We start from the raw sequence: 24,334 nt of genomic DNA, 5'->3' as shown, positions 1-24,334 counted from the left end.
CTCCGTTGGTCAACCAGGCACCAGTGGTCATGGACTGCAAACTGGACAAGATTTTCTACGGCAACTTCATGGCGGTCCGCGACAGCCATGTACCGATCGAAAAGAACAAGATCACCGGTTTCATCGGCCCGTCCGGCTGCGGCAAGAGTACCGTGCTGCGTAGCCTCAACCGCATGAACGACCTGGTGAAGGGGTTTCGTTTCGAAGGCCACGTGCACTTCCTCGGCCAGGATGTCTATGGCAAGGGTGTGGACCCTGTGGTCGTGCGCCGCTACATCGGCATGGTGTTCCAGCAACCGAACCCGTTCTCGATGAGCATCTTCGACAACGTCGCGTTCGGCCTGCGCCTGAACCGCTACAAGGGCGACCTGGGCGACCGCGTCAAGCATGCCCTGCAAGGTGCAGCGCTGTGGGATGAGGTGAAGGACAAGCTCAAGGTCAGCGGCCTGTCGCTGTCCGGAGGGCAGCAGCAGCGCCTGTGCATCGCCCGTGCCATTGCCACAGAGCCGGAAGTGCTGCTGCTCGACGAACCCTGCTCGGCACTCGACCCGATCGCGACCCGGCGCGTCGAAGAGCTGATGGTGGAGCTCAAGAAGGACTACACCATCGCCCTGGTGACCCACAACATGCAGCAGGCGATCCGTGTTGCCGACACCACCGCGTTCTTCTCGGTGGACATCTCGCAAGGCTCGCGTACCGGCTACCTGGTCGAGATGGGGCCAACCACCCAGATCTTCCAGAACCCGCGCGAACAACTGACCAGTGACTACATCAGCGGCAAGTTCAGCTGATCGTTCACTCGACCGAAGCGGTTGGATGTCGCAGGCCAGGATGGCCGCTGCGACAGTCCGACCGCTTTTACTTTTTTAGTGTTTCCAGAGATTACTTATGCGTGCGACGCGTCGTCTTGACCTGTCAGCGGTAGAACGTGCACTGCGGGATGTGCAGCGGCGTTTCACCGAGCTCAGCAAGCACTTTACCGAACCGCGTGACCCGTTTACCGATGAGGTGCTGCAAAATGTGCTTGAAGGCTATGCCCTGATTGACGACTATGTCGCGCGGGGTATCGACCTGTTCGACCTGCAGCAGTTGAACCTGATGCTGGAGATCAACGCCACGGTGCTGTGTGGTAGCGATCCTGAACGTCGAGTGGAGTTCGCCCAGCACCTGATCGCCACCGAAGAACACTTCTTCAACAACGTCGAAGGCGGCATCAAGGACCTGTACAACTGGTATTGCTCGTATGGCAGCGATTCGGTGTGGAAACGCGCAGCAGGCGTGTATGTTCGCATCCTGAGCAAGCCGCAGCTGTTCATTGAAGGCAACAACCGCACGGGGTCGCTCATCGTCAGTTATCTGCTGATGCGCGCAGGGCTACCGCCGTTCGTGCTGACGCTGGACAACGCCGAGGGCTATTTCAACCCGTCCTCGGTCATACGCAACTCTGCCAAGCATGGTGTAAAGGCCTTGTACGAATTGCCCAAGATCAAGAAAAAGTATGCGGCGTTCCTGGAAGCGCAGTCGCCCGATCCGGAAAAATTCTTCCTGGGCGAAGCAGCAACGCCTGCCTGCCGGGAGGTTCGCTGATGGGGCGCTATCCGATGCTCAAGCAATGGCGCGCCGGCAGCCGCCAGGCCTGGCAGGGCGTTACCCGGGCCTTCAGGCGCCCGCGGGTGCGTATCTCGTTCGACATCGACGACACGCTGGCTTGCCTGCCGCACCACAGCCCCGAAGAGCACAGCAAGCTGCCGGGCTTCGTTCATCGTTGGCTGGGCGAGCCGCTGCGCATCGGCACCCGCGCGCTGATTCGCGATCTGCGCCGCCAGGGCTATAGCGTCTGGATCTATACCTCGTCCGGCCGCACACCTTCCTACATCCGTCGTTGGCTGTTGCTCTACGGCATCCGCGTCGATGGCGTGGTCAACAGCGATCGGCACCAGCACGTGCTGAACGTCAACGGTCTTGAAAACCCTCCCTCGAAATTCCCGCCGGCATTCGATATCGACCTGCATGTCGATGATTCCGAAGGCGTGCGCATCGAAGGCGACGACCATGGTTTTCGTGTTGTCGTGGTCTGCCCCAAGGATAAGAACTGGGCGCAGAAGGTCATGGACGCTGCCGTCGATGTCCAGGCAAAGCTGGCCTGGCAGCAGCCGCTAAGGCACCAGGCGCCAGTCCAGTCATCCTCCGAGGCACTGTTGTCCTGACAGTGCGCCAGCGTCTGGCCGACGCTTCTCGTAGCGCACATCCCGGTCATCGACAGCCCCGGCGAGTATCCAGCCCGAGCGCTGATAGAAGCCATTGGCGCGGATAGCCTGGTCACCATCGGTGATCAGGTGAATCAGCTCATGACGCTGGAACAGCGCGTGTTCTGCCCGCTCCAGCAGCAATCGGCCTACGCCCTTGCCTTCATGCTGCGGGCGCACGAACAGGGCGAACAGCTCGCCTTCGCCTAGATCGACCATGGCAAAGCCGACCGCCTCCTGCTCGTATTCGGCAATCCAGGTGCAGGGTGCCTCACCAATGGCTTCGGTGAGGCTGGTCGCGGTAATGCCCAGGTCGTGCATCTGCTCGCGCGAAAGGTGGTTCTGCTTCACGCTGGTGCGAATGTCGAACAGCAGTTCGACATCCTCGGGCAGGGCCTGGCGCAGGGTCAGGGTCATGATGGAACGTCCTTGTCGATGCTTGTGAGCCTGGCAGCATAGCGCAGCGGGGACGACAATCTCGACCTGCTCACCCCAACGGGTGATTCCCCGGCGCACAAGCCCATGGCACCATCCGATCAGCGGAATTCCAGGGGTCACAGACGTGCAAATCGATCAGCTCTCATCAGTCCCGTGGTTCGAGGCGATGGCGAAAGTCACCGCCGCCATCGGCGCCCAGGGTTTCGCCACGGCGCTGTTCGACGCGCTGGCCTTGGTCGGCCCGGTCAAGGCCAGCACGGTCTACCTCTACCCGCGCGAGGGCTTGCCATCGGCCTGGTCGGAATGCGACGGACCCGGCCCATGGCGGCCGGAAGGCAACGTACGGCGATACCTGTCCGGTTTCTACCTGCTCGATCCGTTCTACGACCAGTGCATGGAAAGGTCCGACTCAGGCTGCTATGCGCTGGCCGATGTTGCACCCGATCACTTCAAGCTCAGCGAGTACTACCTGGCGTTCTACCGGCACTCGCACCTGGAGGACGAGATCAACTACCTCCTGCAGCTGGACGAGAGCCTGAGCCTGGCGGTGTCGTTGGCCTTCACCGACGAGCTCGACGAGGCGGCAAAGTCACGTTTCAAGTGCATCAGCCCATGGGTGCTGGCGGTGCTGACCAAGCATTTCGAGGGGTATCAGGGCCGTGGCGGGCGCGAGGAGAAGGTCTGGGAGCAGCGTGTGCATGCAGCCTTGAGCAATTTCGGGTCGTCCTTGCTGACCGAGCGCGAGTGCCGGATTGCCCAGCTCATCCTGCGCGGGCATTCGACAAAGTCGTTGGCCGAGCGTCTCAAGGTTTCCGAAGACACCATCAAGTCCCACCGCAAGCATGTCTACGCCAAGCTCGACATTGGCACGCAGTCCGAGCTGTTTTCCCTGTTCATCGATGCGCTGGCCAATGCCCATGGGGTGCTGGAGCGTGATCCGCTGGAAAGCTACATGAGCAAGCCGCGCTGACGCGAAAACGCCGACGAGTCATCGTCGGCGTTGTCATTCAAGGTCAGCCTGACGCTGGTCAATCGGCCATCTGCAACTCAGGCAGCTTCACCCGGAACGCGCGAGTAAGGCCGATCAGCAACACCAGGCCCAGCGCCATCCAGCACAGGCCGATGGTGAAGGACATGCTCGACAGGCTGGTCCACAGCCACAGCGTGCTGAGAAAACCCAACCCCGGGATCAGGCCGTAACGCATGCAGTTTGCCGTACCGCGCAGTTTCTGGTCGGCCAGGTAGTGCTTGACCACCGCCAGGTTGACCGCCGAGAAGGCGAACAGCGCGCCGAAGCTGATCATGTTGGCGACGGTGTCCAGGCTGATGAACAGCGCACTCAGCGAGACCAGGCCAACCACCAGGATTGCGAAGGCCGGGACGCGTTTTTTCGTCACCAGTTGGCCGAAGGCACGGGGCAGGGCGCCGTCACGGCCCATGGCGAACAGCACCCGCGACACACTGGCCTGGGAGGCCATTGCCGAGGCGAAGCAGCCTGCCACATAGGTGGCGGTAAAGGCGCTGGCCAGCAGGCGCCCGCCTGCGCTGTTCATCACCTCTACCGGGGCGGAGTCCGGGTTGGCGAAGCTGCTCCAGTCCGGGTGCACCAGTTGCGCGAAGTAGGACACCACCAGAAACAGCAGGCCGCCGATCAGCGACACCGCCATGATCGCCCGCGGGATGCGCCGGGTCGGGTCGCTGGTTTCCTCGGCCATGGTCGAGACCGCGTCGAAGCCCACGAACGACAGGCACAGCACGGCAGCGCCGGCCATGATCGCCGAGGCGCTGAAGCCTTCATGATAGAAGGGCGCGGTCAGCGATATCGGCTGCACTTGGGTAGACAGGCTGTTGATGGACAAGGCCACGAACACCACGATGAATACCAGCTGTGCGACCACCAGAATGCCGTTGACCCGCGTCACCGACTCGATGCCGATCAGGTTGAGGAAGGTCACCGCGCCGATGGCGCCCAGTACCCACACCCAGGCGTGGACCGTCGGGAAGTATTCCGACATGTAGATGCCGATCAGCAGGTAGCTGAGCAGTGGCAGGAAAATGTAGTCGAGCAGCAGCGTCCACCCCGCCATGAACCCTGCGTGGGCGCCGAAGGCTTTGCGCGTGTAGGTATAGACCGAGCCCGAGTAGGGATGCGCCTGGACCATGCGGCCGTAGCTGTAGGCGGTGAAGAGCATGGCGCCCAGGGTCAGCAGGTAGGCGGTTGGCAGGTGGCCCTTGGTGATCTGGGCGACCAGCCCGTAGGCGGAGAAAACTGCCAGCGGCACCATGTAGGCGAGGCCGAAGAGCACCAGGGCGGTCATGCCCATGGATTTGCGAAAGCGGGTACTGGCAGCGCTCGTATGTGCCGTGGAATGCGCAGCGGTTGTGGTTGTTGTATGCATGGCTGACTCCGGGTGCAGGACGCCGCAGTATGCGAGCGAGCTCGATACTGTCGAGGGAGAGGGCGATTGGGCTGAAGGCGGGGCGAGGGCCCTTCGTTCAGGCGCTGTGGCTATCTCGAGGGCGGGAGCGGGTGCGACGTGAGGTGATGAAGCGTGCGTTCATGGCGTTGTTCTCTTTATTGACCTGGCACGAAAGGTAAGGCCGCATCTGGGGGCCTTGGCGCATGCTCCCATAGCCGATTCGTCTTCGAAATCACCCGTTGGGGTGAGCCGCTGACTGGGCTGGAGACCTCACCCCAACGGGTGATTTCACACCGCTGCTGGCTGCTGCAAGCTTCAGTGGCGTCTCCATACCAACAAGGAAAACCGCCCATGAACGCGCCTTTCGTACCCCAACGCCAGACCCGTGAATACCAGGCCGCCGATGCTGCACACCATATCCATGCCTTCCTCGACCAGAAGGCGCTCAACGCCGAAGGCCCACGGGTAATCGTCGGCGGTGAGCGGCTGCATCTGTGGGACAGCGATGGCAAGCGTTACCTGGACGGTATGTCGGGCCTGTGGTGCACCCAGCTCGGCTACGGGCGCAAGGACCTGACGGCCGCCGCGGCGGCGCAGATGGACCAGCTGGCGTACTACAACATGTTCTTCCACACCACCCATCCGGCGGTGATCGAGTTGTCCGAGCTGCTGTTCAGCCTGCTGCCGGGGCACTACAGCCACGCGATCTACACCAACTCCGGCTCCGAGGCCAACGAGGTGCTGATCCGTACCGTGCGCCGCTACTGGCAGGTGCTAGGCCAGCCGAACAAGAAGGTCATGATCGGCCGCTGGAACGGCTACCACGGCTCGACCCTGGCGGCCACGGCGCTGGGCGGAATGAAGTTCATGCACGAGATGGGCGGGCTGATTCCGGATGTGGCGCACATCGATGAGCCCTACTGGTATGCCGCCGGTGGCGAGCTGAGTCCGGCCGAGTTCGGTCGCCGCTGCGCCTTGCAGCTGGAAGAAAAAATCCTTGAGCTTGGGGCCGAGAATGTCGCCGGCTTCATCGCCGAGCCGTTCCAGGGCGCCGGCGGCATGATCTTCCCGCCAGAAAGCTACTGGCCGGAAATCCAGCGCATCTGCCGCCAGTACGACGTGCTGCTGTGCGCCGACGAGGTGATCGGCGGGTTCGGTCGTACCGGCGAATGGTTCGCCCACGAATACTTCGGTTTCGAGCCCGACACCCTGTCGATCGCCAAGGGCCTCACCTCGGGCTACGTGCCGATGGGCGGGCTGGTGCTGAGCAAGCGCATCGCCGAAGCACTGGTCGAGCGCGGCGGGGTATTCGCTCACGGCCTGACCTATTCCGGGCACCCGGTGGCCGCTGCGGTGGCGATTGCCAACCTCAAGGCCCTGCGTGACGAAGGCATCGTCCGCCAGGTGAAAGACGACACCGGGCCCTACCTGCAGCGCATCCTGCGCGAGGTGTTCGCCAACCATCCCCTGATTGGCCAGGTACAGGGCGCCGGGCTGGTGGCGGCACTGCAGTTCGCCGAAGACAAGGCCAGCCGCAAGCGCTACGCCAATGAGAACGAGCTGGCCTGGCAGTGTCGGACTTTCGGCTTCGAAGAGGGGGTGATCATTCGTTCGACCTTGGGGCGGATGATCATGGCGCCTGCGCTGGTGGCCAACCACAGCGAGCTGGACGAGCTGGTGGAGAAGACCCGCAAAGCGGTCGACCGCACCGCGCAGGCCCTGGGCAAGCTCTGAAGCGGCTGCGCTACCTTTCCTACCCACGGTTCCTGGAGCACAACGTGCACGATTCAACCTACTGGCGGCATCAAGCCGCCAACCTGACTTTTCGCGATCAAGCCATGATCGGCGGCCGCTTCGTGGCCGCCACAGGTGGCGCAACGTTCGATGCGATCAACCCTGCCACCAACCAGCTGCTGGCGCGGGTCGCCGCCTGTTCCGATGAGGACGTAGACCGTGCCGTGGCCAGTGCTCGGCAGGCGTTCGAGCAAGGCCCGTGGGCCCGGATGGCGCCGACCCAGCGCAAGCGTGTGATGCTGCGTCTGGCCGAGCTGATGCTGGTTCACCGCGAGGAACTGGCGCTGCTCGAGTCGCTGAACATGGGCAAGCCGGTGCTCGACGCCTACAACATCGATGTGCCGGGCGCCGCGCATGTCTTCGCCTGGTATGGCGAGTCGCTCGACAAACTCTACGACCAGGTTGCGCCCACTGCGGCCGAGGCCGTGGTCACCATCACCCGTGAACCGATCGGCGTGGTCGCAGCCGTGGTGCCGTGGAACTTCCCGCTGGACATGGCGGCCTGGAAACTGGCCCCGGCCTTGGCAGCCGGCAACAGCGTCGTGCTCAAGCCTGCCGAACAGTCGCCGCTTTCGGCGCTGCGCCTGGCCGAGCTTGCACTGGAGGCGGGCATTCCCGACGGGGTGTTGAACGTCGTGCCGGGGCTGGGCGAGATCGCCGGCAAGGCATTGGGCCTGCACCCCGATGTCGATTGCCTGGTATTCACCGGCTCCACCCAGGTGGGCAAGTACTTCATGCAGTACTCGGCGCAGTCGAACCTGAAACAGGTGTGGTTGGAGTGCGGTGGGAAAAGCCCGAACCTGGTGTTCGATGACTGCAAGGACCTGGACCTGGCCGCAGAGAAAGCCGCATTCGGCATCTTCTTCAACCAGGGTGAGGTCTGCTCGGCCAACTCGCGACTTTACGTGCAGCGCTCGATCCATGACGCGTTCATCGCGCGTCTGATCGCCAAGGCGCGCGAGTGGCAACCCGGTGATCCGCTCGATCCGGGCAGCCGCACCGGCGCCATCGTCGATGCGCAGCAGACTTCGCAGATCATGGCCGCAATCGGCCGTGCACACGAGGAGGGGGCCTCTCTGGTGGCCGGTGGGCGTCAACTCAGCTTCAACGGCTCCAGCAACTTCATCGAGCCGACGATTTTCACCCATGTCGACCCGCAGTCGTCGCTTTCGCGTGACGAGGTCTTCGGCCCGGTGCTCGCAGTGACGGCCTTCGACACTGAAGAGGAGGCTATCCGCCTGGCCAACGACAGCGTCTATGGGTTGGCAGCCTCGGTCTGGAGCGACGACCTCAACCGCGTGCATCGGGTTGCCAGGCAGCTCAGGGTCGGCAGTGTTTCGGTCAACACCGTCGATGCGCTCGATGTGGTCGCCCCGTTCGGCGGCTACAAACAGTCGGGCTTTGGGCGTGACCTGTCACTGCATGCGTTCGACAAGTACACCCAGTTGAAGACCACCTGGATCCAGCTGCGCTGATCTCGGGCGCAGCGTTCAATGCCGTGGCGGCCTGGCACAGTTCAGTGCCGCCACGGCGACCGCCAGCGCCGCCCCGGCGTAAGCCCAGATCGCTGGCACCTGCGGTAGCAGCACACCGGCCAGCATCGGCCCGAGCCCGGCGCCGATGTCGCGCCACACGGCATTGCTGGCCAGCGCCTGAATGCGCGCGTGTGGATTGCGCAGCGCGACGAGGGTCATCACCAGCGGCAACTGCAAGGCGCGCAGCACCAACACGAAGAAGGCGCCGATGAACAGCCAATGGCTGGCGAATACCAGCAGCGCCAGTGACGTGGCCAGCGACAGCACCACCAACATGCGCAGTGCGCCGAAGCGGTCTGCCAGGCGTCCGCCAAAGGGGCTGAAGAGCATCTCGCTCAGATAGCGCACCGCCATCAATACACCGGCCACCAGTACCCCCGACTCGCCCATATGGACTTGCGCATACAGCGAGAGGCCGAAGATGAACAGGCCGTCCAGCGTCACCCCCTCGATGAAGGACCAGGTGGCGATGCTGTCTGGCAGGCGCAGACGCCGACCGCTGCGCGCGGCAATGTCATGGCCGCCGCAAGGCAAGGCGCGGGCACGCCACAGGCCGCACAGGGCACTGACGCACAGTACGTAGAACACAGCGCGCGGGCCGTAGGCCTGGGCCATCAGCGCACCCAGCGGCAAGGCCAGCATGGGGCCGATGGCCAGGGTCGCCCGCGAGCGCCCGGCGCGGCGGGCTGCACCTTGTGCTTCGGCAGTGGCGAGCGTCTGGGTACTGAGGTTGAAGGTCGCAAAGCACAGCCCCCAGACCAGGCGCAGCACCAGCAGTGCGGCGAATCCGCCAAGGGTGGCGTTACCCAGTGCACACACCGCTGCGGCAAAGGCCGCCAGGCTGCACGCCGCACGATCGCCATGGCGTGCATAGAACCGCACCACCCAGCCATAGCCGATGATCCGTACCAGGCGATTGGCCGCCAGCAATACACCCGCCTCGACCAGGGTCACGCCGAAGTCCGAAGCGTACATGGGCAGTAGCAGATAGAGCAGTACGTCACTGGGCAGGCACAGGCCGAGTACCTGGGCGGCGTTGCGCGAATCTCGGTCGGCGCGCAGGGTTTGCGCCGGTACGGCAGCGGACGACATGACAGTCTCGTGGCAAAGGGCGGGGGTACGCAGCATAACCTCAAGGGTCATGCCGGTAACACCCGTGTCATGGCGTCGGGGAAGGCTGGCCGCCGTCCAGACCCCATTTAGCAAGCGCTCAGAACGATCATGAATAAAATTGCAGATCATCTCGAAAAAAATGAGTTTGTTTCAAGGTGCGATGATCCTGACAATCCCCCCATCGAATTTTCTCCCAGGGTAGGCAGCCGTTCGCTGCCCCGGTGAGGTGATGCAGGCCATCACCGCCCAACAGGATGTCAGAGACCGATGAACAACGAATTTACCTTTGCCATCAAACGCACGCGTTTCGATGAAGACTATTGCCCCGCGGAAAACACGCGTACCACGACGAACTTTGCCAACCTGGCCCGTGGGCGCAATCGCCAGGAAAACCTGCGCAACACCTTGAGCATGATCGACAACCGGTTCAATGCCTTGGCGCACTGGGACAATCCCGAGGGCGACCGCTACAGGCTTGAACTTGAAATCATTTCTGTCGAGATGACGATGGAAGGCCAGCAGGCCGATCACAGCCTTCCGCTGATCGAGTTGCTGAAGACGACGATCGTCGACCAGAAAACCAACGCGCGTATCGAGGGCATTGTTGGCAACAACTTCTCGTCCTACGTGCGCGATTATGATTTCAGCGTGCTGTTGCTGGGGCATAACAAGGGCCAGCCCGACTTCAGCATTCCCGAGCACTTCGGCGATTTGCACGGCAAGTTGTTCAAGGCGTTCGTGAACTCCAGTGCTTATAAAACGCATTTCGCCAAGGCACCGGTGATCTGCCTGAGCGTGTCGAGCAGCAGGACCTATCGCCGCACGGACAACCAGCATCCGGTATTGGGCGTCGAGTACCAGCAGGACGCCTATTCCTTGACCGATGAATACTTCAAGAAAATGGGCCTGACGGTCCGCTACTTCATGCCGCCTGACAGCGTCGCGCCCTTGGCTTTCTACTTTGCCGGCGACCTGCTGGAGGACTACAGCCCGCTCGAGCTGATCAGCACCATCAGCACGATGGACACCTTCCAGAAGATCTATCGGCCGGAGATCTACAACGCGAACTCTTCGGCAGGCAAAGCCTACCGGCCAAGCCTCGAACATCAGGATTACTCACTGACGCGCATCGTCTACGACCGTGAAGAGCGCAGTCGGCTGGCGATCGAGCAGGGCAAGTTCGCCGAGGAACACTTCATCAAGCCGTACCAGGCGGTGCTTGAACAGTGGTCGTCCCAGTGCGCGCTCTGATTGAACAAAATGCATAAGGTTTATCTGTCATGAAAAAGCTGTTACCCACTTCAACCGCAGGCAGCTTGCCCAAGCCTTCGTGGCTGGCCCAGCCTGAAACCCTTTGGTCCCCCTGGAAGTTGCAGGATGCGGAGCTGATCGAGGGCAAGCAAGATGCCTTGCGTTTGTCGCTGCAAGAGCAGCAGCAGGCCGGTATCGATATCGTCAGCGATGGCGAGCAAACCCGTCAGCACTTTGTCACGACCTTTATCGAGCACCTGAGCGGTGTGGATTTCGAGAAGCGGGAAACGGTCAGGATTCGTGATCGCTACGACGCGAGCGTGCCGACGGTCGTGGGTGCCGTGGCTCGGCAGAAGCCTGTGTTTGTCGAGGACGCCAAGTTCTTGCGCCAGCAAACCCAGCAGCCGATCAAGTGGGCGCTGCCGGGGCCCATGACGATGATCGACACGCTGTATGACAGCCACTACAAAAGCCGCGAAAAACTGGCATGGGAATTCGCCAGGATTCTCAACCAGGAAGCCCGGGAGCTGGAAGCTGCAGGCGTCGATATCATTCAGTTCGACGAGCCGGCATTCAATGTGTTCTTCGATGAGGTGAACGACTGGGGCGTGGCCACCCTGGAGAGGGCCATCGAAGGGCTGAAATGTGAAACCGCGGTGCACATTTGCTACGGCTACGGCATCAAGGCCAACACCGATTGGAAAAAGACCTTGGGTTCGGAGTGGCGGCAATACCAGGAAGCGTTCCCCAATTTGCAGAAATCCAGCATCGATATCGTTTCGCTGGAATGCCACAACTCGCGTGTGCCCATGGACCTGATCGAGCTGATTCGCGGCAAAAAGGTAATGGTCGGGGCCATCGATGTGGCCACCTCGACCATCGAAACGCCTGAGGAAGTCGCCGACACCCTGCGCAAAGCCCTGCAGTTCGTGGACGCCGACAAACTCTACCCCTGCACCAACTGCGGCATGGCGCCTTTGCCACGTCAGGTTGCCAGTGGAAAGTTGAGGGCACTGACGGCGGGTGCAGACATCGTTCGGCGAGAACTGTTGAACGCATGATGAATTCGGGAGGCCGAAGGCGGGCGCTTTCAGGCCTCCCCTGACCGTTGCGAACGGCCCCTTATCCAGGATCTACGCATGTCACTTCCCTGTACGGCTGTCGAGCCATCGCGCTTTCGCCACGCGCTCGGGCACTACGCCTCCGGCATCACGGTGATCACCTCTCGGCTCGATGACGAGCCGGTTGGGTTCACTTGCCAATCGTTCTATAGCGTGTCGATGAGCCCGCCGCTGGTGTCATTCAGCGTCATGTCCAATTCGGCCAGCTACCCCAAGATCCGCCAGGCTGGCCGCTTTGCGGTAAATATCCTAGCGTGTGGGCAGCATGACCTCTCCAACCAGTTCGCTCGACGGGGCACGGACAAGTGGCACGGCGTGCAATGGCAGGTTTCACCCTTGGGAAACCCGATCATCCGCGACAGCCTGCACTGGCTGGACTGCGAAATTCACGCCGAGCATCCTGCGGGCGATCACCTGATCGTGATCGGTGAAGTGAAAGCGGTGAACCTGCAGGAGGCAGCCGCTGCAACGCCTTTGCTGTATTTCAAGGGGCAGTATTGCAATCTCGCCGCACGGGGCGCGTTTTGAGCCCGCGCGGCGAAAGGGTGGCTGGCATCCGTAGCACCGCTCATCCGTTGCGCCGCAATTAAAACGAATCCTTCTGGGTGTGTCGAACTCGCTTATGTAGGCCCTCATAAAAAAGCGAGAACCCCCATGAAAACCAATCTACTGGCCACAGCGCTGCTAACTGCCTGCTTTACCTTGCTCGGTGGCTGTTTCGACCGTGATAACGACCACCCGGCCAAGGACGCCGATCCAAGCAAACCTTCGCTGCAGATGCAGCAGCCCGATACACCTACGACCAATCCGTCCCCCGAGACCAAACCGCAAAATCAATGAGCGAGGTAGCGGGCATGGTGGAGCTGACAAAGGGTAGGGCGGCAACCAGCAAGGCGACCGATGGGCTTGAACATCGCTATCGGGCACTGCTCGAGGGCAGTGACCCGACGACCGAGGCCTGGCTGAGCGAGCAGCTGAGTCATGTCCGCACCTTGGCGGACGACTTGCCGGATGATCCTCGGCACCTGCCGGACTGGGCCGCTGCCCATTCGCAGCGAGTCGCCAGTGAACACGCGACCTATCTTGAACAACGGCGTCAAGGGGCCCCACGCCGGTACTTCCAGAACCGGGCGCAGGCCTTGTGGTTTCTGCAGCAGGTCGCCCCGACCAAGGCGGTCGATGGTGCATGGCTGCATGGCACCCTGTGGCACTGGCGCGACCCACGGTTCCATGGGTTGATTCGCACCTTCCTCGAAGAGCTGGGCGATGGCGACCTGCGCCGCAACCACGTGCTGATCTACCAGCGCCTGCTCAGCCGTCTTGGCTGCCTGCAGAGCGCACCGCTGGCCGCTGAACGTTACCTGCAGGGCACGCTGCAACTGGCCCTGGGGCAGCACTGCGAGCGCTTCCTGCCGGAAGTGATCGGTTACAACCTGGGGTACGAGCAGCCCCCGCTGCACCTGCTGATCACCACCCATGAGCTGGCCGAGCTGGGCATCGACGCTCATTACTTCCAGTTGCATGTGACCATCGACAATGCTGCGAGCGGTCATGCGCGGCGCGCCCTGGAGTGCTTCACCGAACTCGGCCAGGACCAGGGGCCGGCGTTCTACGAGCGTGTCAGGCATGGCTATCGGCTCAATGACCTGGGTATCGACACACCGTCGCTGATCGCTTCGTTCGACCTGCAGGCCGAGTTGCTCGGCTCGTTGGAACGCAAGCGTGTGTACGGGCAGTGCATGCATTCGGACAGATGCCGCCTGCAAGGGCGCACCATCAATCAGTGGCTCGCCGAACCCGGCGCGATGCCTGGTTTCCTGGATGCACTGCAAGCCCAGGGTTGGATCAAGCGCGACAGCGATCCCAGGCAAAGCCGCTTCTGGGCGCTGATCGACGGTCCGGTGGCGGCCATGTTCGGTGTGTTCGATGCCTATGAAAAGCAGCTCTGGCACGACTGGATCGCCGGCACCTGGCAGGGTGCTGCGATGCGTCGGGTGCCGCCGGGGCAGTGGGAGCAGGCGTTGCAACTGGAGGAAGAGGCGCCCGGCCAAGCGCAGGCGGCGGACATGGCTGTGCTGATCGAAGCGATGGCCGGCAATCGACATTCCACGCCCCAGGGCCTGCGCGCCACCCGCGCATTCATCCAGGCTACCGGGTTGATGAGCGGAGGGCCGAACTGATGCTGCTCGACCAAGACCAGAGGCGTGCCGACGAGGCATTGCTCCAGCTGGGACGTCGGCTGCGCGCCGACGGCTATCGTTTCACCTGCGTGACCCCGGCGACCCAGGCCAGGGTCAATGCGCGCAGCGAAGCGCACCAGGCTCGAACCCTGCGCGATGTGTTTGGCTGGAGTCGACCGTTCGAAGCGTCTCTGCTCAGCGCCGACGAACTGGAACAACTGCGTATCGCTGGCGTGCTGGAGCCACAGGGTGCGCTGTGGCGCAGCAGGGTGCGCTGGTCGAACCTGGACGACCTGCTGCTGGTGCACTCCGCCTGGCCGACCGACAGCCGCGACGCGGTGTTCTTCGGCCCTGACAGCTACCGGTTCGCCCAGGTGATCCAGGATCATCTGCAGCACAGCCCCCAGCGTGTGCAGCACGCCGTCGACATCGGTTGCGGCAGTGGCGTCGGCGCGTTGCTGATCGCCCGAGCCGCGCAGCATGCGCAGGTCACTGCGGTGGACATCAACCCTGTGGCCTTGCGTCACACCGCTGTCAATGCCGCGCTGGCCGGGGTGGCCAATGTCTCGGTAGAGCTCAGCGATTTGCTCGACGGCATCGCCGGGACGTTCGACCTGATCGTCGCCAACCCACCCTATATGCTCGACGTCGGCGAGCGCGCCTACCGCCACGGGGGGGGCGCGCTGGGCGCCGAACTGTCGCTACGGATTGTCGAGCAGGCCTGTGAGCGGCTGTCGGTCGGCGGCACGTTGCTGCTGTACACCGGTGTCGCCATCGTCGAGGGGCGCGACGCGCTGCTCGAAGCCGTTCGCCTGCGCCTGGCCGGGCCTGCGTTCGGCTGGTCCTACCGGGAATTGGACCCCGACGTGTTCGGCGAACAGCTGCTCGAGCCAGGATACGAGCAGGTCGAACGCATTGCCGCGGTGGCCCTGACCGTCACCCGCCGAGGCTGATGCCCATGGCGCGGCCTTGCACGTTCGGCATCGAGGAGGAATACCTGTTGGTGGATCTGGCCACGGGGCGGGTCATGGCCGCGCCGCCCTCGGCCGTGGCCCGCTGTTGCCGCGATGCGCTGGGGCCATGGTTCGCCGAGGAGATGTTTCGCAGCCAGGTGGAGATCGCCTCGCCGGTGTTCGATACGCTGCACCAGGCCCGTGATTTTTTCACCGAGCAGCGCCAGCGCCTGAGTCAGGCATTGGCGGGCGAGGGCGTCGGCTTCTACGGCGCGGGGAGCCACCCCAGTGCCCAATGGCTGCGCCAGCTCCCGCGGGAAACCCCCCACTACCGCCAGCTGTTCGACGATTACCGGCTGGTGGCCCGACGCAGCCTGTTGAACGGCCTGCACGTGCATGTCGGCGTGCCGCAGGGCGTCGATCGCATGCAGGTGATCAACCGGGTGCTGTACTGGTTACCCCTGCTGCTGACACTCAGCACCTCCTCTGCGTACTGGGGCGGACAGGACACCAGCTACATGAGCTACCGACGCGTGGTGTGCGGGGAGTGGCCGCACATGGGGCTGCCCGAACCGCTACCGGACTGGCGCGCCTACGAGCGTTACCGGGCGCTGCTGCAACGCACTGGCAGCCTGGCCAAGGACGGTGACTTCTGGTGGGCGATCAGGCCCTCGCGGCGGTTTCCGACAGTCGAGCTGCGCATCTGCGATGGGTGCCCCCGGCTGGACGATGCCTTGGCCATCGCCGCGCTGTTTCGCCATCTCGTCGAGCATGCAGTGGAGCGCAACGACGCTATCGCCAGCCGTGAAATGCGCTGGATCACCCACGAAAACTATTGGCGCGCCCTGCGTGAGGGCCGCCGGGGCACTTTCATCGGCGTGCACGACCAACAGGCGGTGAGCGCCGAAGGCTGGCTGACGCAACTGCAGATGCAATGTCCGCCCGACACCGCCGACGCTGACCGCGCCTTCATGCACGCCCGGCGCATCCTGCGCGACGGCACCAGTGCCGACCACCAGCGTGACACCTATGCGCTGGCCCGCGAGCAGGGCCTGAATGACCGACAGGCGATGCGCAACGTGGTGAAACAGGTGATGGAGCACCAGTTGTCGGTGCCCGGGATGGGTTGAGTAAACCATCCGCAGATCGTTTGCCTCGAACGCAGTGTGATTCGCGATCAGGCAACCCAGCCAAACCAGAAGGAGTCCAACCCATGCCCAGCAAGCCCCAGGATCAATTCACCCTGCAAAATCCCCTGACCCAATACCCCCATCCGCCTTTTCCGGCCCAGGGCCAAGCCGCCCCGGGCCTGGATGCGCACATGCAGCCCAAGCCCGACCACGGTGAAACCACTTACAAGGGTTTCGGGCGCCTGGCCGGACGTCGCGCGCTGATCACTGGCGCCGACTCGGGTATCGGACGCGCCGTGGCCATCGCCTTCGCCCGCGAGGGCGCCGACATTGCACTCAACTACCTGCCCATGGAGGAGCGAGATGCCCGTGAAGTGGTCCAGCTGATCGAGCGCGAAGGCCGCAAGGCCGTGGCGCTTCCCGGTGATCTCAAGGACCCGCGCTTCTGTAGCCAGTTGGTGGACCAGGCCCACGAACAGCTCGGCGGCCTGGATATCCTGGTCAACGTGGCCGGCAAGCAGGAGGCGCGCAAGGACATTGGCCAGATCACCCATGAGCAGTTCGATCACACCCTCAAGACCAACGTCTACGCCTTGTTCTGGCTGTGCCAGGCAGCAGTGCCGCTGATGCCGGCCGGAGCGACCATCATCAACACCGCCTCGATCCAGTCCTACCAGCCCTCGGCGACGCTGCTGGACTACGCCACCACCAAGGCGGCCATCGTGGCCTTCACCAAGGCGCTGGCCAAGCAGGTGATCGAGCGCGGCATCCGCGTCAACGCGGTGGCCCCGGGCCCGATCTGGACCGTGCTGCAGCCCAGTGGCGGCCAACCACCGGAAAAGATCCCCGACTTCGGTGGGCATACCCCGATGAAACGCCCGGGCCAGCCCGCCGAGTGCGCGCCTTTGTACGTACTGCTTGCCAGCCAGGAGTCGAGCTATATCACCGGTGAGGTGTTCGGCGTCACCGGCGGCGATCCACTCCCATAGGGCAAAGTCGAGTAAACCTTGGCCGCGCCGCGCAGTCAGTCATTGTAAGAGGCCCTTCATGCGGGCCAGGGAGGTGGCTGATGAAACTCGTCTGCCTGCTGCGTGGCTGCCAGTGGCGCAGCCTGTTGATCCGTGAAATCGCCGGGCTTGACTGCCAGTGCTGCGAACGCTGCGGCGCGCTGCGCTACAGCCAGCCCGGCCAACCATTCGATGCGTAGGAACCGACCATGGCCCGGGCAATCTGGAAAGGCGCGATCAGCTTCGGCCTCGTGCATATCCCTGTCTCTCTCAATACCGCCGTTCGCACCGAGCGCGTGGATTTCGACTGGCTCGACAAGCGCAGCATGGAGCCGGTGGGCTACAAGCGGGTGAACAAGGTGACTGGCAAGGAGATCGACAAGGAACACATCGTCAAAGGTGTGGAGTACGAGAAGGGCCGCTATGTGGTGATCAGCGAAGAGGAGATTCGCAAGGCGCGGCCCGAGGCGACCCAGACCATCGATATTTTTTCCTTCGTCGACGCCGGTGAGATCCCGCTGCAACAGTTCGACACGCCTTACTACCTGAGCCCCGACCGTCGTGGCGGCAAGGTCTATGCCTTGTTGCGCGAGACCTTGCACAGCACCGGCAAGGTGGCCTTGGCCACCGTGGTGCTGCACACCCGCCAGCACCTGGCGCTGTTGCGCCCGCTGGAGGATGCGCTGGTGCTGATTACCCTGCGCTGGCCCGAGGAAGTCCGTGGCCTGGAGTCGCTGGAGCTGGACAAGAGCGTGACCGACACCAAGATCGACAAGCGCGAACTGGACATGGCCAAGAAACTGGTGGAGGACATGAGTGGGCCATGGAAGCCAGACGAGTACCACGACGCGTTCCGCCAGACCATCCTCGACCTGGTTGAAGAGAAGGCCAGCAAAGGCAAGATCGCGACGGTGGACAAAGGTGAGGGGACAACGGCGGAGAAGGGCGCCGACATCATCGACCTCACCGAGCTGCTCAAGCGCAGCCTTGGCGGCAAGACCAAGGCGAAGAAGCCGGCGAGCAAGCGACCGCGCAAAGCGTCGTAGTTGGGTGTTGCGAACGCTACTGCACCAGTCCCTCCAACGCGCTCAGATAATCGCCGAAGCCTTGGCGGGCGCGGCTGTCCCGCCGACTGCTGGTGGCCACGCTGTGCGCTGCGGTCCAGACGATATGCGCGCCACTGGCTTCCAAGGCCAGCACCAGTTGCACGTCTTCATCGGCTGGCAATGGTTGGAATCCGCCGGCGCGCTCATAGGCCTTGGCACACACGCCGAGGTTCGCGCCATGGATGTGCCGGTGCCCGTCCCGAGCCTGGTAACGGCTGCGGTATAGCTGACGCAGCGCGGCGTTCTGCCAAGGCTGCCAGCGCTCGATGTGCACGGTGCCGCAGACTGCGTCGGCGTGCCATTGCAACTGCGACACCAGCCAGTGCTCGGGCACGCGACTGTCGGCGTCGGTAAAGGCCAGCCACTGCGCACCGCGCTCGATCATCCACTCTGCGCCCAGGCGCCGGGCAATGCCGACGTTGCCGGCCTGCAGCTCCAGAGTGTGCACGCCATGGCGGCGGGCGATGCGTGCGCTGGCGTCGATGCAGCGATCGAGCACCACCAGCACCTCGACCACCAGGCCCGCCGCCTCGGCCCGTGCCACCGCCCGCTTGACGGCGCGCAGGCAGTGCCCGAGGCGGCGGGCTTCGTTGTGGGCGGGAATGATGACGGCGATCATAGGCAGGTCTCGTCCAGGTCCACGACGCTGGGTTGGCACGACCAGTATTCGAGCAGGAAATCCGCCTCCTCGTGGCGTAAAAGCGGGTATAGCGGCAGATGCCGGGCAAGCAGGGCGTGGACCTCACGGCCATCCTGAGGGCAACCGGCGATGGGATGGCGCCAGTGGCACACCAGCAGGCCGCCGTCATAGGTCAGGCTGGCCACCGATTGTTCGATCACCTGCAGCCAGTCGGTGGGATCGAGGTAGTAGCCGATTTCGCTCAGCACGATCAGGTCGAATTGTCCGCCGGGCCAGTCGCCCGGCAGGTGCCCCTGTTCGACGCGGGCGTGGCTTACGCCCGCCAGTCGCTGGCGAGCCAGCGCCACGGCGGTGGCGTCGATGTCCTGGCACAGCAGGTCGGCGCAGCGCTCGGCCAGCAGCACACTGAGCTCGCCGTTGGCACACGCAGGCTCGAACACGCGTTCGTAGCACTGGCGGGGCAGGCTGGCCAGGGTGAGGTCACGTTTGCGCCGTTCGTACCAGCGAGTACGAAAGGCCCATGGATCATCGTTGCTGGCATACAGGTCGGCGAAATACTGCGCATCGAGGCTCATGGTGACTCCATTGAGGGCAAGACCGGTTCCAAGGGTTGCAGCCGGTGGTCGGCTGAGGCAGATGCTGGTCAAAGTTGCCATGCCCCTGCCGGCATGCCGGTCAGTTGCTGGCCCAATTCGGCGAGGTCGCGCTCCGCGTGACTTTGACGCAGGTATACCGGCAGGTCGGCGCTGAGCCGGGCGAAATGGCTGCTGCGGCAGAACGGCGTGGCGCCCAGCGCTCGGCCGACATGCCGAATGACCTGCTCGACCGCGTGCTCGACATGAGCGCGGGTGCGGCGCACCTGGAAACTGGCATCGTCCTGAGGGTGCCGGTCGATCCAGGCGGCGCATTCGCGCAGGGCGGCGCGGGCCCCGAGCAAGGCGGCATCGACCGCGCCCAGGTGGGCGTCGGCGTGCGGGTCGGGCCGAGGTTTAGCGCAGTGTTCGCGCAGGTAGGCCGCCAGGGCTTCGGCCGCGCCATACCAGCAGGCGGCGATGCCAGCGCCGCCTTGCCAGAATCCTGGGCGGGACAGGTATTGGCCGGGCGCGCCGATCGCCAGGCCCGGCGAATCATCGAATGCGAGGGTGACACTGGCGGTGGTGGCCATGCCCACGGCCTGCCAGTGCTCGGCCTGAATGCGTTGGCTGGGATGGGACAGCTCGATGGCCACCAACTGCGGTTGCTCGCCTTCCCAGGCGGTCACCAGCGCGCGATCAATCTGCAACGCACCCGAACACCAGGCTTTGCAGCCTTGCAGCCGGACTTGATCGCCGTCGCGGGCAACGATGCGCGTGCGGGCATCCGGTGGCTCGGCGGCCCACACGCCCCAGATCCCGTTGCCGGCGTGGTGCTCGGCGGCGCATTCGCTGAGGATTGCCAAAGCGTCCGTGTGGCCCTCGTAGAGCTTGGCCAGGGTCAGGTCGCAACCGGCGACCCGCGCCAGGGTCCTCCAGCGCTCCAGGGTGCGCCCCTGGCCAGGCCGTGGCAGTCGGTCGAGATGATCGGCCTGCAGCAGGTGCAGCAGCTCTGGCAACTGGGTGTCGAGGTCGATGGCCTGCGCTCGCGCGCTGAAAGGGCGCAACAGGTGATCGAGGCGCTCCAGGTCGAAGTCATGGGCGATGCTCACGGGCTTGGCGCTCCTTGGGTGTTCTTCTTCCAGCCACGCAGGTTCATGACGCACAGGCAGAACTGCAGGACGATCAGTGCCCAGGCTTGTACCTGCCAGCCCCAGACCACCCACAGCACATTGCTGGCGATGAAGCAGCAGAAGCCAATGCGTCTGCGTCGCGGGCGGCGCGAGCCGATGCACCATGCCGCCGCGATGGTCAGCAGCATGGCGGGCCATTGCAGCAGATCCAGCATTCGCTCCATCAGTCGATCCCCAGTTGCTTGCGCATGCGCGCGGTAATCGACTGGCGGGTGCTGGCCATCTCGGACCAAGGGTCCTCGACCTGCGCAAGGCGCTCGTGCAGGTTGCCGATGTTCCATTGATCGGCGCCTTTGAGCTGGCTCAGCTCTTCGCGCCAGATCGGCACCGAAACCGGCAGGCCTTCACGAGCGCGCAGCGAATAGGCCGCCACGGTGGTCGCCCCCTTGCCGTTGCGCAGGTAGTCGATGAAGATCCGTCCGACGCGGTTCTTCGGGCCGGAAACCGCGCTGAGGCGATCAGGGAACAGCCCGGCCATGTGCTCGACCAAGGCATGGCTGAAGTCCTTCACCTCGTCCCAGCCAGCACGCCGGGTCAGCGGCACGACCAGGTGCATCCCCTTGCCGCCGCTGGTCTTGAGAAAGACCTTCAGGCCCAGTTCATCGAGCAGGGTAAGGGTCAGTTGGGTGGCCTCGAGCATGGCTTTCCAGGGCAGCGCGGGATCAGGGTCCAGGTCGAGCACGAAGCGGTCGGGCTTGTCGAAGTCCTTGTTGGTGGCGTTCCAGGTGTGCAGTTCGAGGGTGTTCATCTGTACCGCGCCGAGCAGGCTGTCGGCGCGGTTGAGCACCATGGCCGCCTGGCCGGCCTGGGCCTTGCTGTAGCTGAGCACCTTGGGAATATGCAGCTGGCCGGCATTCTTCTGGAAGAACAGCTCGCCAGCCAGGCCATCCGGTGCCCGGACCAGGGCGACGGGCCGATCCTTGAGCTGTGGCAGCAGCCAGTCGGCGACCTGCGCGTAGTACTCGGCGACCTGTCGCTTGGTTGCACCGATGGTTGCGTCGACCACGCGGTCTGGGTGGGTCAGGCGCAGGGTGTCCAGGCCCTCGGGTTGTGGCTGTGCTGCGCGCTTGGCGGGCATCGCTTTCTCCAGATCGATGGCGGTGGCGGGCTTGTCGTCGCGCAGGCCGTGGAACACCGCGTGGCGCACGATGCCTTCGCGGGTCATCTGGGCATAGGCCACTTCTGCCAGCAGGTGCGGCTTGAGCCAGTGCACCCCGCGGGCTTCGGCGCCGGTGGGGGGGCTGGGTAACGGCGCTTTGGCGACCCGCAGCGGCTTCAGGCGGGCGAGGATGCTGTCCAGGGTGGCGGCGCTGAAGCCGGTGCCGACTTTGCCGGCGTAGCGCAGCTGACCGCTATCGTGGTCATGCAGGGCCAGCAGCAGAGCGCCGAAACCCTGGCGGCTACCTTTGGGATCGGTGTAGCCGACGATCACGAATTCCTGGCGCTGCTTGCACTTGAGCTTGATCCAGTCGCTGCCGCGTCGCCCCACGTAGGGGCTGTCGGCGCGCTTGCCGATCAGGCCCTCCAGCTCCAGCCGGCAGGCACTGTCGAGCAGCGAGTCGACCGGCTCCTCGAAGTCTGCGGAGTACCTGAGCATCGGCGATGCATTATCTTCCAGCAGCCGGGCCAAGGTGTCCCGACGCGCCTTCAGCGGTAGTTCGCGCAGGTCTTCGCGCCCCAGCCAGGGCAGGTCGAACAGGTAATAGGTGATGCGTTCGTCGTGCTCGGTGTCGAAGGCATTCTGCAACGCCTGGAAATCGGCGACACCGTTGTCATCGACCACCACCATTTCGCCATCCAGCCACGCGGCGTCGAGCCCAAGCGCCTTGAGCGCCTCCACCTGACGGGGCATCTTCTCACTCCAGTCGTGGCCATTGCGGGTGAACAGGCGTACGTCGTCACCGTCGATGCGCGCCATGATGCGGTAGCCATCGAACTTGACTTCATAGCGCCAGTCGCCGCTGGGCGGGGAGTCGACCAAGGTGGCCAGTTGCGGCTGGAGCTTGTCGGGCAGGGCTTTGGCGCGGGCCTTGTGCTTGCGCGGGGTAGCGGAGGTTGTCTTGGCCGGACGCCTTGGCGGCAGGCTGCGCTCGCTGAGGACACTGTCGGGCAGGGCTTCGACGATGCTGTAGTCGACCTCGCTGCGCGCTTGCCCGTCATTTGACTTGACCAGCATCCATTGTTCCTTCTTGCCGGCCAGTTGGGTGCGGAACAGGTTCCAGACCCCCGACAGCTTCTCGCCCTGCAGGCGAAAGCGCAGCTTGCCTTTGGCATAGGCTTGATGCGGATCGCCTTCGGGCTCCCAGATACCCCGGTCCCAGACGATCACATCGCCAGCGCCGTAGTGACCCTCCGGGATGTGCCCTTCGAAGTTGGCATAGTCCAGCGGGTGGTCCTCGACATGCACCGCCAGGCGCCGGACCTTCGGGTCAAGGGAGGGGCCCTTGGGGATCGCCCAGCTTTTCAAGGTGCCGTCGAGTTCCAGGCGGAAGTCGTAGTGCAAGTGGCTGGCGTCGTGTTTCTGAATGCAGTACTGCAGCGCGTGGCCCGACCGTGTTCTGGCGTGTTTGCCCACCGGTTCGGATGTGGCGTTGAAGTCGCGCTTGCGATGGTACTCCTGCAGGGGCTTGGCCATGGCGGGCTCCGGGAGGGTTCGCGGGTCTCAAGATTGGGAGGCGGCGAGGCGGCGCGGAGTTCAAAAAAAGCGCGGGGTAGGGCGCGGCAAGAAACTCTGAATCATTTGTGTGTGCGCGGAGTCGACCGAGTGAAGCCCACAAACGGAGAACGCTCATGCCCATACCTGATGACCCAAGACCGCAGGTCGAGATCGACGACACCGAGGACCGCATGGGAAGCGTCCACGAGCTGGATTTCAGTGAGCGTCGTGATGAACGCCAAGGGCGTGTCGGTGACGAGCGTCCGGCGCGCGAGATCGCCGAGGATTATCCGCCCCGACGTGTCGCCGAAAGCGGCATGACCGGTGGCGAGGCCTTGAGCGACAGCCTGCACGAGGACAACGTCACCCTGGACGACCTGAGCCCGGACACGTTGTTCGATGAAACCGGTGCTCGCGACCCTGATGAGCCTGGTAGCGGTAGCAGACCTGCTGACCAGACCCTGCGCCATGTGGACGCTCACGAGATCGGAGGCGGCATCGGGCTGGACGAGGCGGAGCTGGCTCGCTCGGCGCCGTTGGACGGTGAGCCGTGGACCGACGAGGTGAGCTCTGAAGATGACAGGAGAGAACCCTGATGAACGAGCAACGATGTTCCTGCAACCACTGTTCTTGCACCGTGGATGCCAATACCGTGGTCCAGGATGGCAAGGCTTATTGCTGCGAGGCCTGTGCTACGGGGCATCGCAATGGGGAGCCTTGTCGTATGGCGGACTGTAATTGTGGTGAGCTGACCCAGCCGAAGGATAGCTCGGTCGATAATGCGCTGGATGAAACGTTTCCGGCGAGTGATCCTATTTCGCCATAGGATCGCTTTGCGAGCGGGGTGGGTTTTTACAGGTGTGAGCATATCCGTTTGCGAGGGTGATGCTTAGTCACCTTTTCGCCCTTACGGCGAGTCACTTTTTGTCAGACGCGACAAAAAGTAACCAAAAAACGCTGCGCTCCATTCATCCGGCCC

Annotated in this window: 26 protein-coding genes; 18 read left to right on the top strand and 8 right to left on the bottom strand. The window is 63.6% G+C overall.

Going from position 1 to position 24,334, the window contains the following annotated elements; all coding sequences use genetic code 11:
* Positions 1 to 29: 29 nt before the first annotated feature.
* From pstB to F6X62_RS14250, 3 genes are all read left to right on the top strand, one after another.
* On the top strand, positions 30 to 791 hold the full coding sequence (gene pstB / locus F6X62_RS14260) for a phosphate ABC transporter ATP-binding protein PstB (protein WP_054894178.1): 762 nt from the start codon (positions 30 to 32) through the stop codon (positions 789 to 791).
* 97 nt (positions 792 to 888) lie between these two features.
* A complete protein-coding gene (locus F6X62_RS14255; protein WP_153773923.1) occupies positions 889 to 1,587 on the top strand; it encodes a hypothetical protein in 699 nt (232 codons plus the stop codon).
* Entirely contained in the window at positions 1,587 to 2,207 is a 621-nt protein-coding gene (locus tag F6X62_RS14250) for a hypothetical protein (protein ID WP_371926302.1), read from the top strand. The genes F6X62_RS14255 and F6X62_RS14250 overlap by 1 nt, the downstream gene beginning before the upstream one ends.
* Here the strand turns inward: F6X62_RS14250 and F6X62_RS14245 are convergent.
* Positions 2,181 to 2,663 carry a GNAT family N-acetyltransferase gene (locus tag F6X62_RS14245; protein ID WP_153773922.1) on the bottom strand — a complete coding sequence of 161 codons (483 nt, stop codon included), beginning with the start codon at positions 2,661 to 2,663 and terminating at the stop codon, positions 2,181 to 2,183. The genes F6X62_RS14250 and F6X62_RS14245 overlap by 27 nt on opposite strands.
* A gap of 187 nt (positions 2,664 to 2,850) precedes the next feature.
* Here F6X62_RS14245 and F6X62_RS14240 point away from each other — a divergent pair, with 187 nt between their 5' ends.
* Positions 2,851 to 3,654 carry a helix-turn-helix transcriptional regulator gene (locus tag F6X62_RS14240; RefSeq protein WP_054894158.1) on the top strand — a complete coding sequence of 268 codons (804 nt, stop codon included), beginning with the start codon at positions 2,851 to 2,853 and terminating at the stop codon, positions 3,652 to 3,654.
* A gap of 58 nt (positions 3,655 to 3,712) precedes the next feature.
* On the opposite strand, the gene F6X62_RS14235 is transcribed toward F6X62_RS14240, so the two are convergent.
* Entirely contained in the window at positions 3,713 to 5,083 is a 1,371-nt protein-coding gene (locus tag F6X62_RS14235) for an APC family permease (RefSeq protein WP_153773921.1), read from the bottom strand.
* 372 nt (positions 5,084 to 5,455) lie between these two features.
* Between F6X62_RS14235 and F6X62_RS14230 the strand changes: the two genes are divergently transcribed.
* Together F6X62_RS14230 and F6X62_RS14225 are read left to right on the top strand one after the other, a co-directional pair.
* Positions 5,456 to 6,838, top strand: a complete 1,383-nt coding sequence (locus tag F6X62_RS14230) for an aspartate aminotransferase family protein (protein ID WP_153773920.1) — start codon at positions 5,456 to 5,458, stop codon at positions 6,836 to 6,838.
* A 104-nt stretch (positions 6,839 to 6,942) separates the two neighbouring features.
* On the top strand, positions 6,943 to 8,373 hold the full coding sequence (locus F6X62_RS14225; RefSeq protein WP_371926303.1) for an aldehyde dehydrogenase: 1,431 nt from the start codon (positions 6,943 to 6,945) through the stop codon (positions 8,371 to 8,373).
* 15 nt (positions 8,374 to 8,388) lie between these two features.
* Here F6X62_RS14225 and F6X62_RS14220 read toward each other — a convergent pair whose 3' ends face one another.
* Positions 8,389 to 9,525, bottom strand: coding sequence for an MFS transporter (locus F6X62_RS14220; protein WP_153773918.1), 1,137 nt, complete (start codon positions 9,523 to 9,525; stop codon positions 8,389 to 8,391).
* A gap of 288 nt (positions 9,526 to 9,813) precedes the next feature.
* Here F6X62_RS14220 and F6X62_RS14215 point away from each other — a divergent pair, with 288 nt between their 5' ends.
* The 10 genes from F6X62_RS14215 to F6X62_RS14175 all read left to right on the top strand — a co-directional run bounded on the left by F6X62_RS14215 (position 9,814) and on the right by F6X62_RS14175 (position 18,234).
* Entirely contained in the window at positions 9,814 to 10,797 is a 984-nt protein-coding gene (locus F6X62_RS14215) for a DUF1852 domain-containing protein (protein ID WP_153773917.1), read from the top strand.
* A gap of 29 nt (positions 10,798 to 10,826) precedes the next feature.
* Positions 10,827 to 11,858, top strand: a complete 1,032-nt coding sequence (locus F6X62_RS14210) for a methionine synthase (RefSeq protein WP_153773916.1) — start codon at positions 10,827 to 10,829, stop codon at positions 11,856 to 11,858.
* 78 nt (positions 11,859 to 11,936) lie between these two features.
* Positions 11,937 to 12,446, top strand: coding sequence for a flavin reductase family protein (locus F6X62_RS14205; protein WP_153773915.1), 510 nt, complete (start codon positions 11,937 to 11,939; stop codon positions 12,444 to 12,446).
* A gap of 126 nt (positions 12,447 to 12,572) precedes the next feature.
* On the top strand, positions 12,573 to 12,758 hold the full coding sequence (locus F6X62_RS14200; RefSeq protein WP_054894166.1) for a hypothetical protein: 186 nt from the start codon (positions 12,573 to 12,575) through the stop codon (positions 12,756 to 12,758).
* A gap of 14 nt (positions 12,759 to 12,772) precedes the next feature.
* Positions 12,773 to 14,098, top strand: a complete 1,326-nt coding sequence (locus F6X62_RS14195) for an iron-containing redox enzyme family protein (RefSeq protein WP_153773935.1) — start codon at positions 12,773 to 12,775, stop codon at positions 14,096 to 14,098.
* Positions 14,098 to 15,051, top strand: a complete 954-nt coding sequence (locus F6X62_RS14190) for a class I SAM-dependent methyltransferase (protein WP_153773914.1) — start codon at positions 14,098 to 14,100, stop codon at positions 15,049 to 15,051. The genes F6X62_RS14195 and F6X62_RS14190 overlap by 1 nt, the downstream gene beginning before the upstream one ends.
* Positions 15,052 to 15,056: 5 nt before the next feature.
* A complete protein-coding gene (locus tag F6X62_RS14185) occupies positions 15,057 to 16,181 on the top strand; it encodes a carboxylate-amine ligase (RefSeq protein ID WP_153773913.1) in 1,125 nt (374 codons plus the stop codon).
* Between the two features lie 83 nt (positions 16,182 to 16,264).
* On the top strand, positions 16,265 to 17,170 hold the full coding sequence (locus F6X62_RS14180; protein WP_153773912.1) for an SDR family oxidoreductase: 906 nt from the start codon (positions 16,265 to 16,267) through the stop codon (positions 17,168 to 17,170).
* 80 nt (positions 17,171 to 17,250) lie between these two features.
* The gene (locus F6X62_RS25200) at positions 17,251 to 17,388 is read left to right on the top strand and encodes a PSPA7_2676 family Cys-rich small protein (protein WP_172964775.1); all 138 of its coding nucleotides are present in this window, start codon (positions 17,251 to 17,253) and stop codon (positions 17,386 to 17,388) included.
* A gap of 9 nt (positions 17,389 to 17,397) precedes the next feature.
* Positions 17,398 to 18,234, top strand: coding sequence for a Ku protein (locus tag F6X62_RS14175; RefSeq protein WP_063544596.1), 837 nt, complete (start codon positions 17,398 to 17,400; stop codon positions 18,232 to 18,234).
* Positions 18,235 to 18,250: 16 nt separating this feature from the next.
* Here the strand turns inward: F6X62_RS14175 and F6X62_RS14170 are convergent, their stop codons facing one another.
* The 5 genes from F6X62_RS14170 to ligD form a co-directional block, all read right to left on the bottom strand.
* Positions 18,251 to 18,913: a glycosyltransferase gene (locus F6X62_RS14170; protein WP_153773911.1), complete on the bottom strand. Its 663-nt coding sequence runs from the start codon at positions 18,911 to 18,913 to the stop codon at positions 18,251 to 18,253.
* Positions 18,910 to 19,509: a bifunctional 2-polyprenyl-6-hydroxyphenol methylase/3-demethylubiquinol 3-O-methyltransferase UbiG gene (locus F6X62_RS14165; RefSeq protein WP_063544600.1), complete on the bottom strand. Its 600-nt coding sequence runs from the start codon at positions 19,507 to 19,509 to the stop codon at positions 18,910 to 18,912. Before F6X62_RS14165 ends, F6X62_RS14170 begins: the two co-directional genes overlap by 4 nt.
* A 68-nt stretch (positions 19,510 to 19,577) precedes the next feature.
* Positions 19,578 to 20,618 carry an acyl-CoA dehydrogenase gene (locus F6X62_RS14160; protein WP_153773910.1) on the bottom strand — a complete coding sequence of 347 codons (1,041 nt, stop codon included), beginning with the start codon at positions 20,616 to 20,618 and terminating at the stop codon, positions 19,578 to 19,580.
* Positions 20,615 to 20,863, bottom strand: a complete 249-nt coding sequence (locus tag F6X62_RS14155) for a hypothetical protein (protein ID WP_153773909.1) — start codon at positions 20,861 to 20,863, stop codon at positions 20,615 to 20,617. The genes F6X62_RS14160 and F6X62_RS14155 overlap by 4 nt, the downstream gene beginning before the upstream one ends.
* Positions 20,863 to 23,334: a DNA ligase D gene (ligD, locus tag F6X62_RS14150; RefSeq protein ID WP_153773908.1), complete on the bottom strand. Its 2,472-nt coding sequence runs from the start codon at positions 23,332 to 23,334 to the stop codon at positions 20,863 to 20,865. The genes F6X62_RS14155 and ligD overlap by 1 nt, the downstream gene beginning before the upstream one ends.
* A gap of 155 nt (positions 23,335 to 23,489) precedes the next feature.
* Here ligD and F6X62_RS14145 point away from each other — a divergent pair, with 155 nt between their 5' ends.
* Both F6X62_RS14145 and F6X62_RS14140 read left to right on the top strand, forming a co-directional pair.
* Entirely contained in the window at positions 23,490 to 23,951 is a 462-nt protein-coding gene (locus F6X62_RS14145) for a phosphotransferase system, HPr-related protein (protein WP_065863538.1), read from the top strand.
* A complete protein-coding gene (locus F6X62_RS14140; protein ID WP_081255230.1) occupies positions 23,951 to 24,181 on the top strand; it encodes a metallothionein in 231 nt (76 codons plus the stop codon). Before F6X62_RS14145 ends, F6X62_RS14140 begins: the two co-directional genes overlap by 1 nt.
* Positions 24,182 to 24,334: the final 153 nt, after the last annotated feature.

This window comes from Pseudomonas sp. MNR3A, assembly GCF_009650575.1.
Classification (GTDB): Bacteria; Pseudomonadota; Gammaproteobacteria; order Pseudomonadales; family Pseudomonadaceae; genus Aquipseudomonas; species Aquipseudomonas machongensis.
The sequence above is the reverse complement of the archived record's forward strand: the minus strand, read 5'-3'. Positions and strand labels throughout refer to the sequence as shown.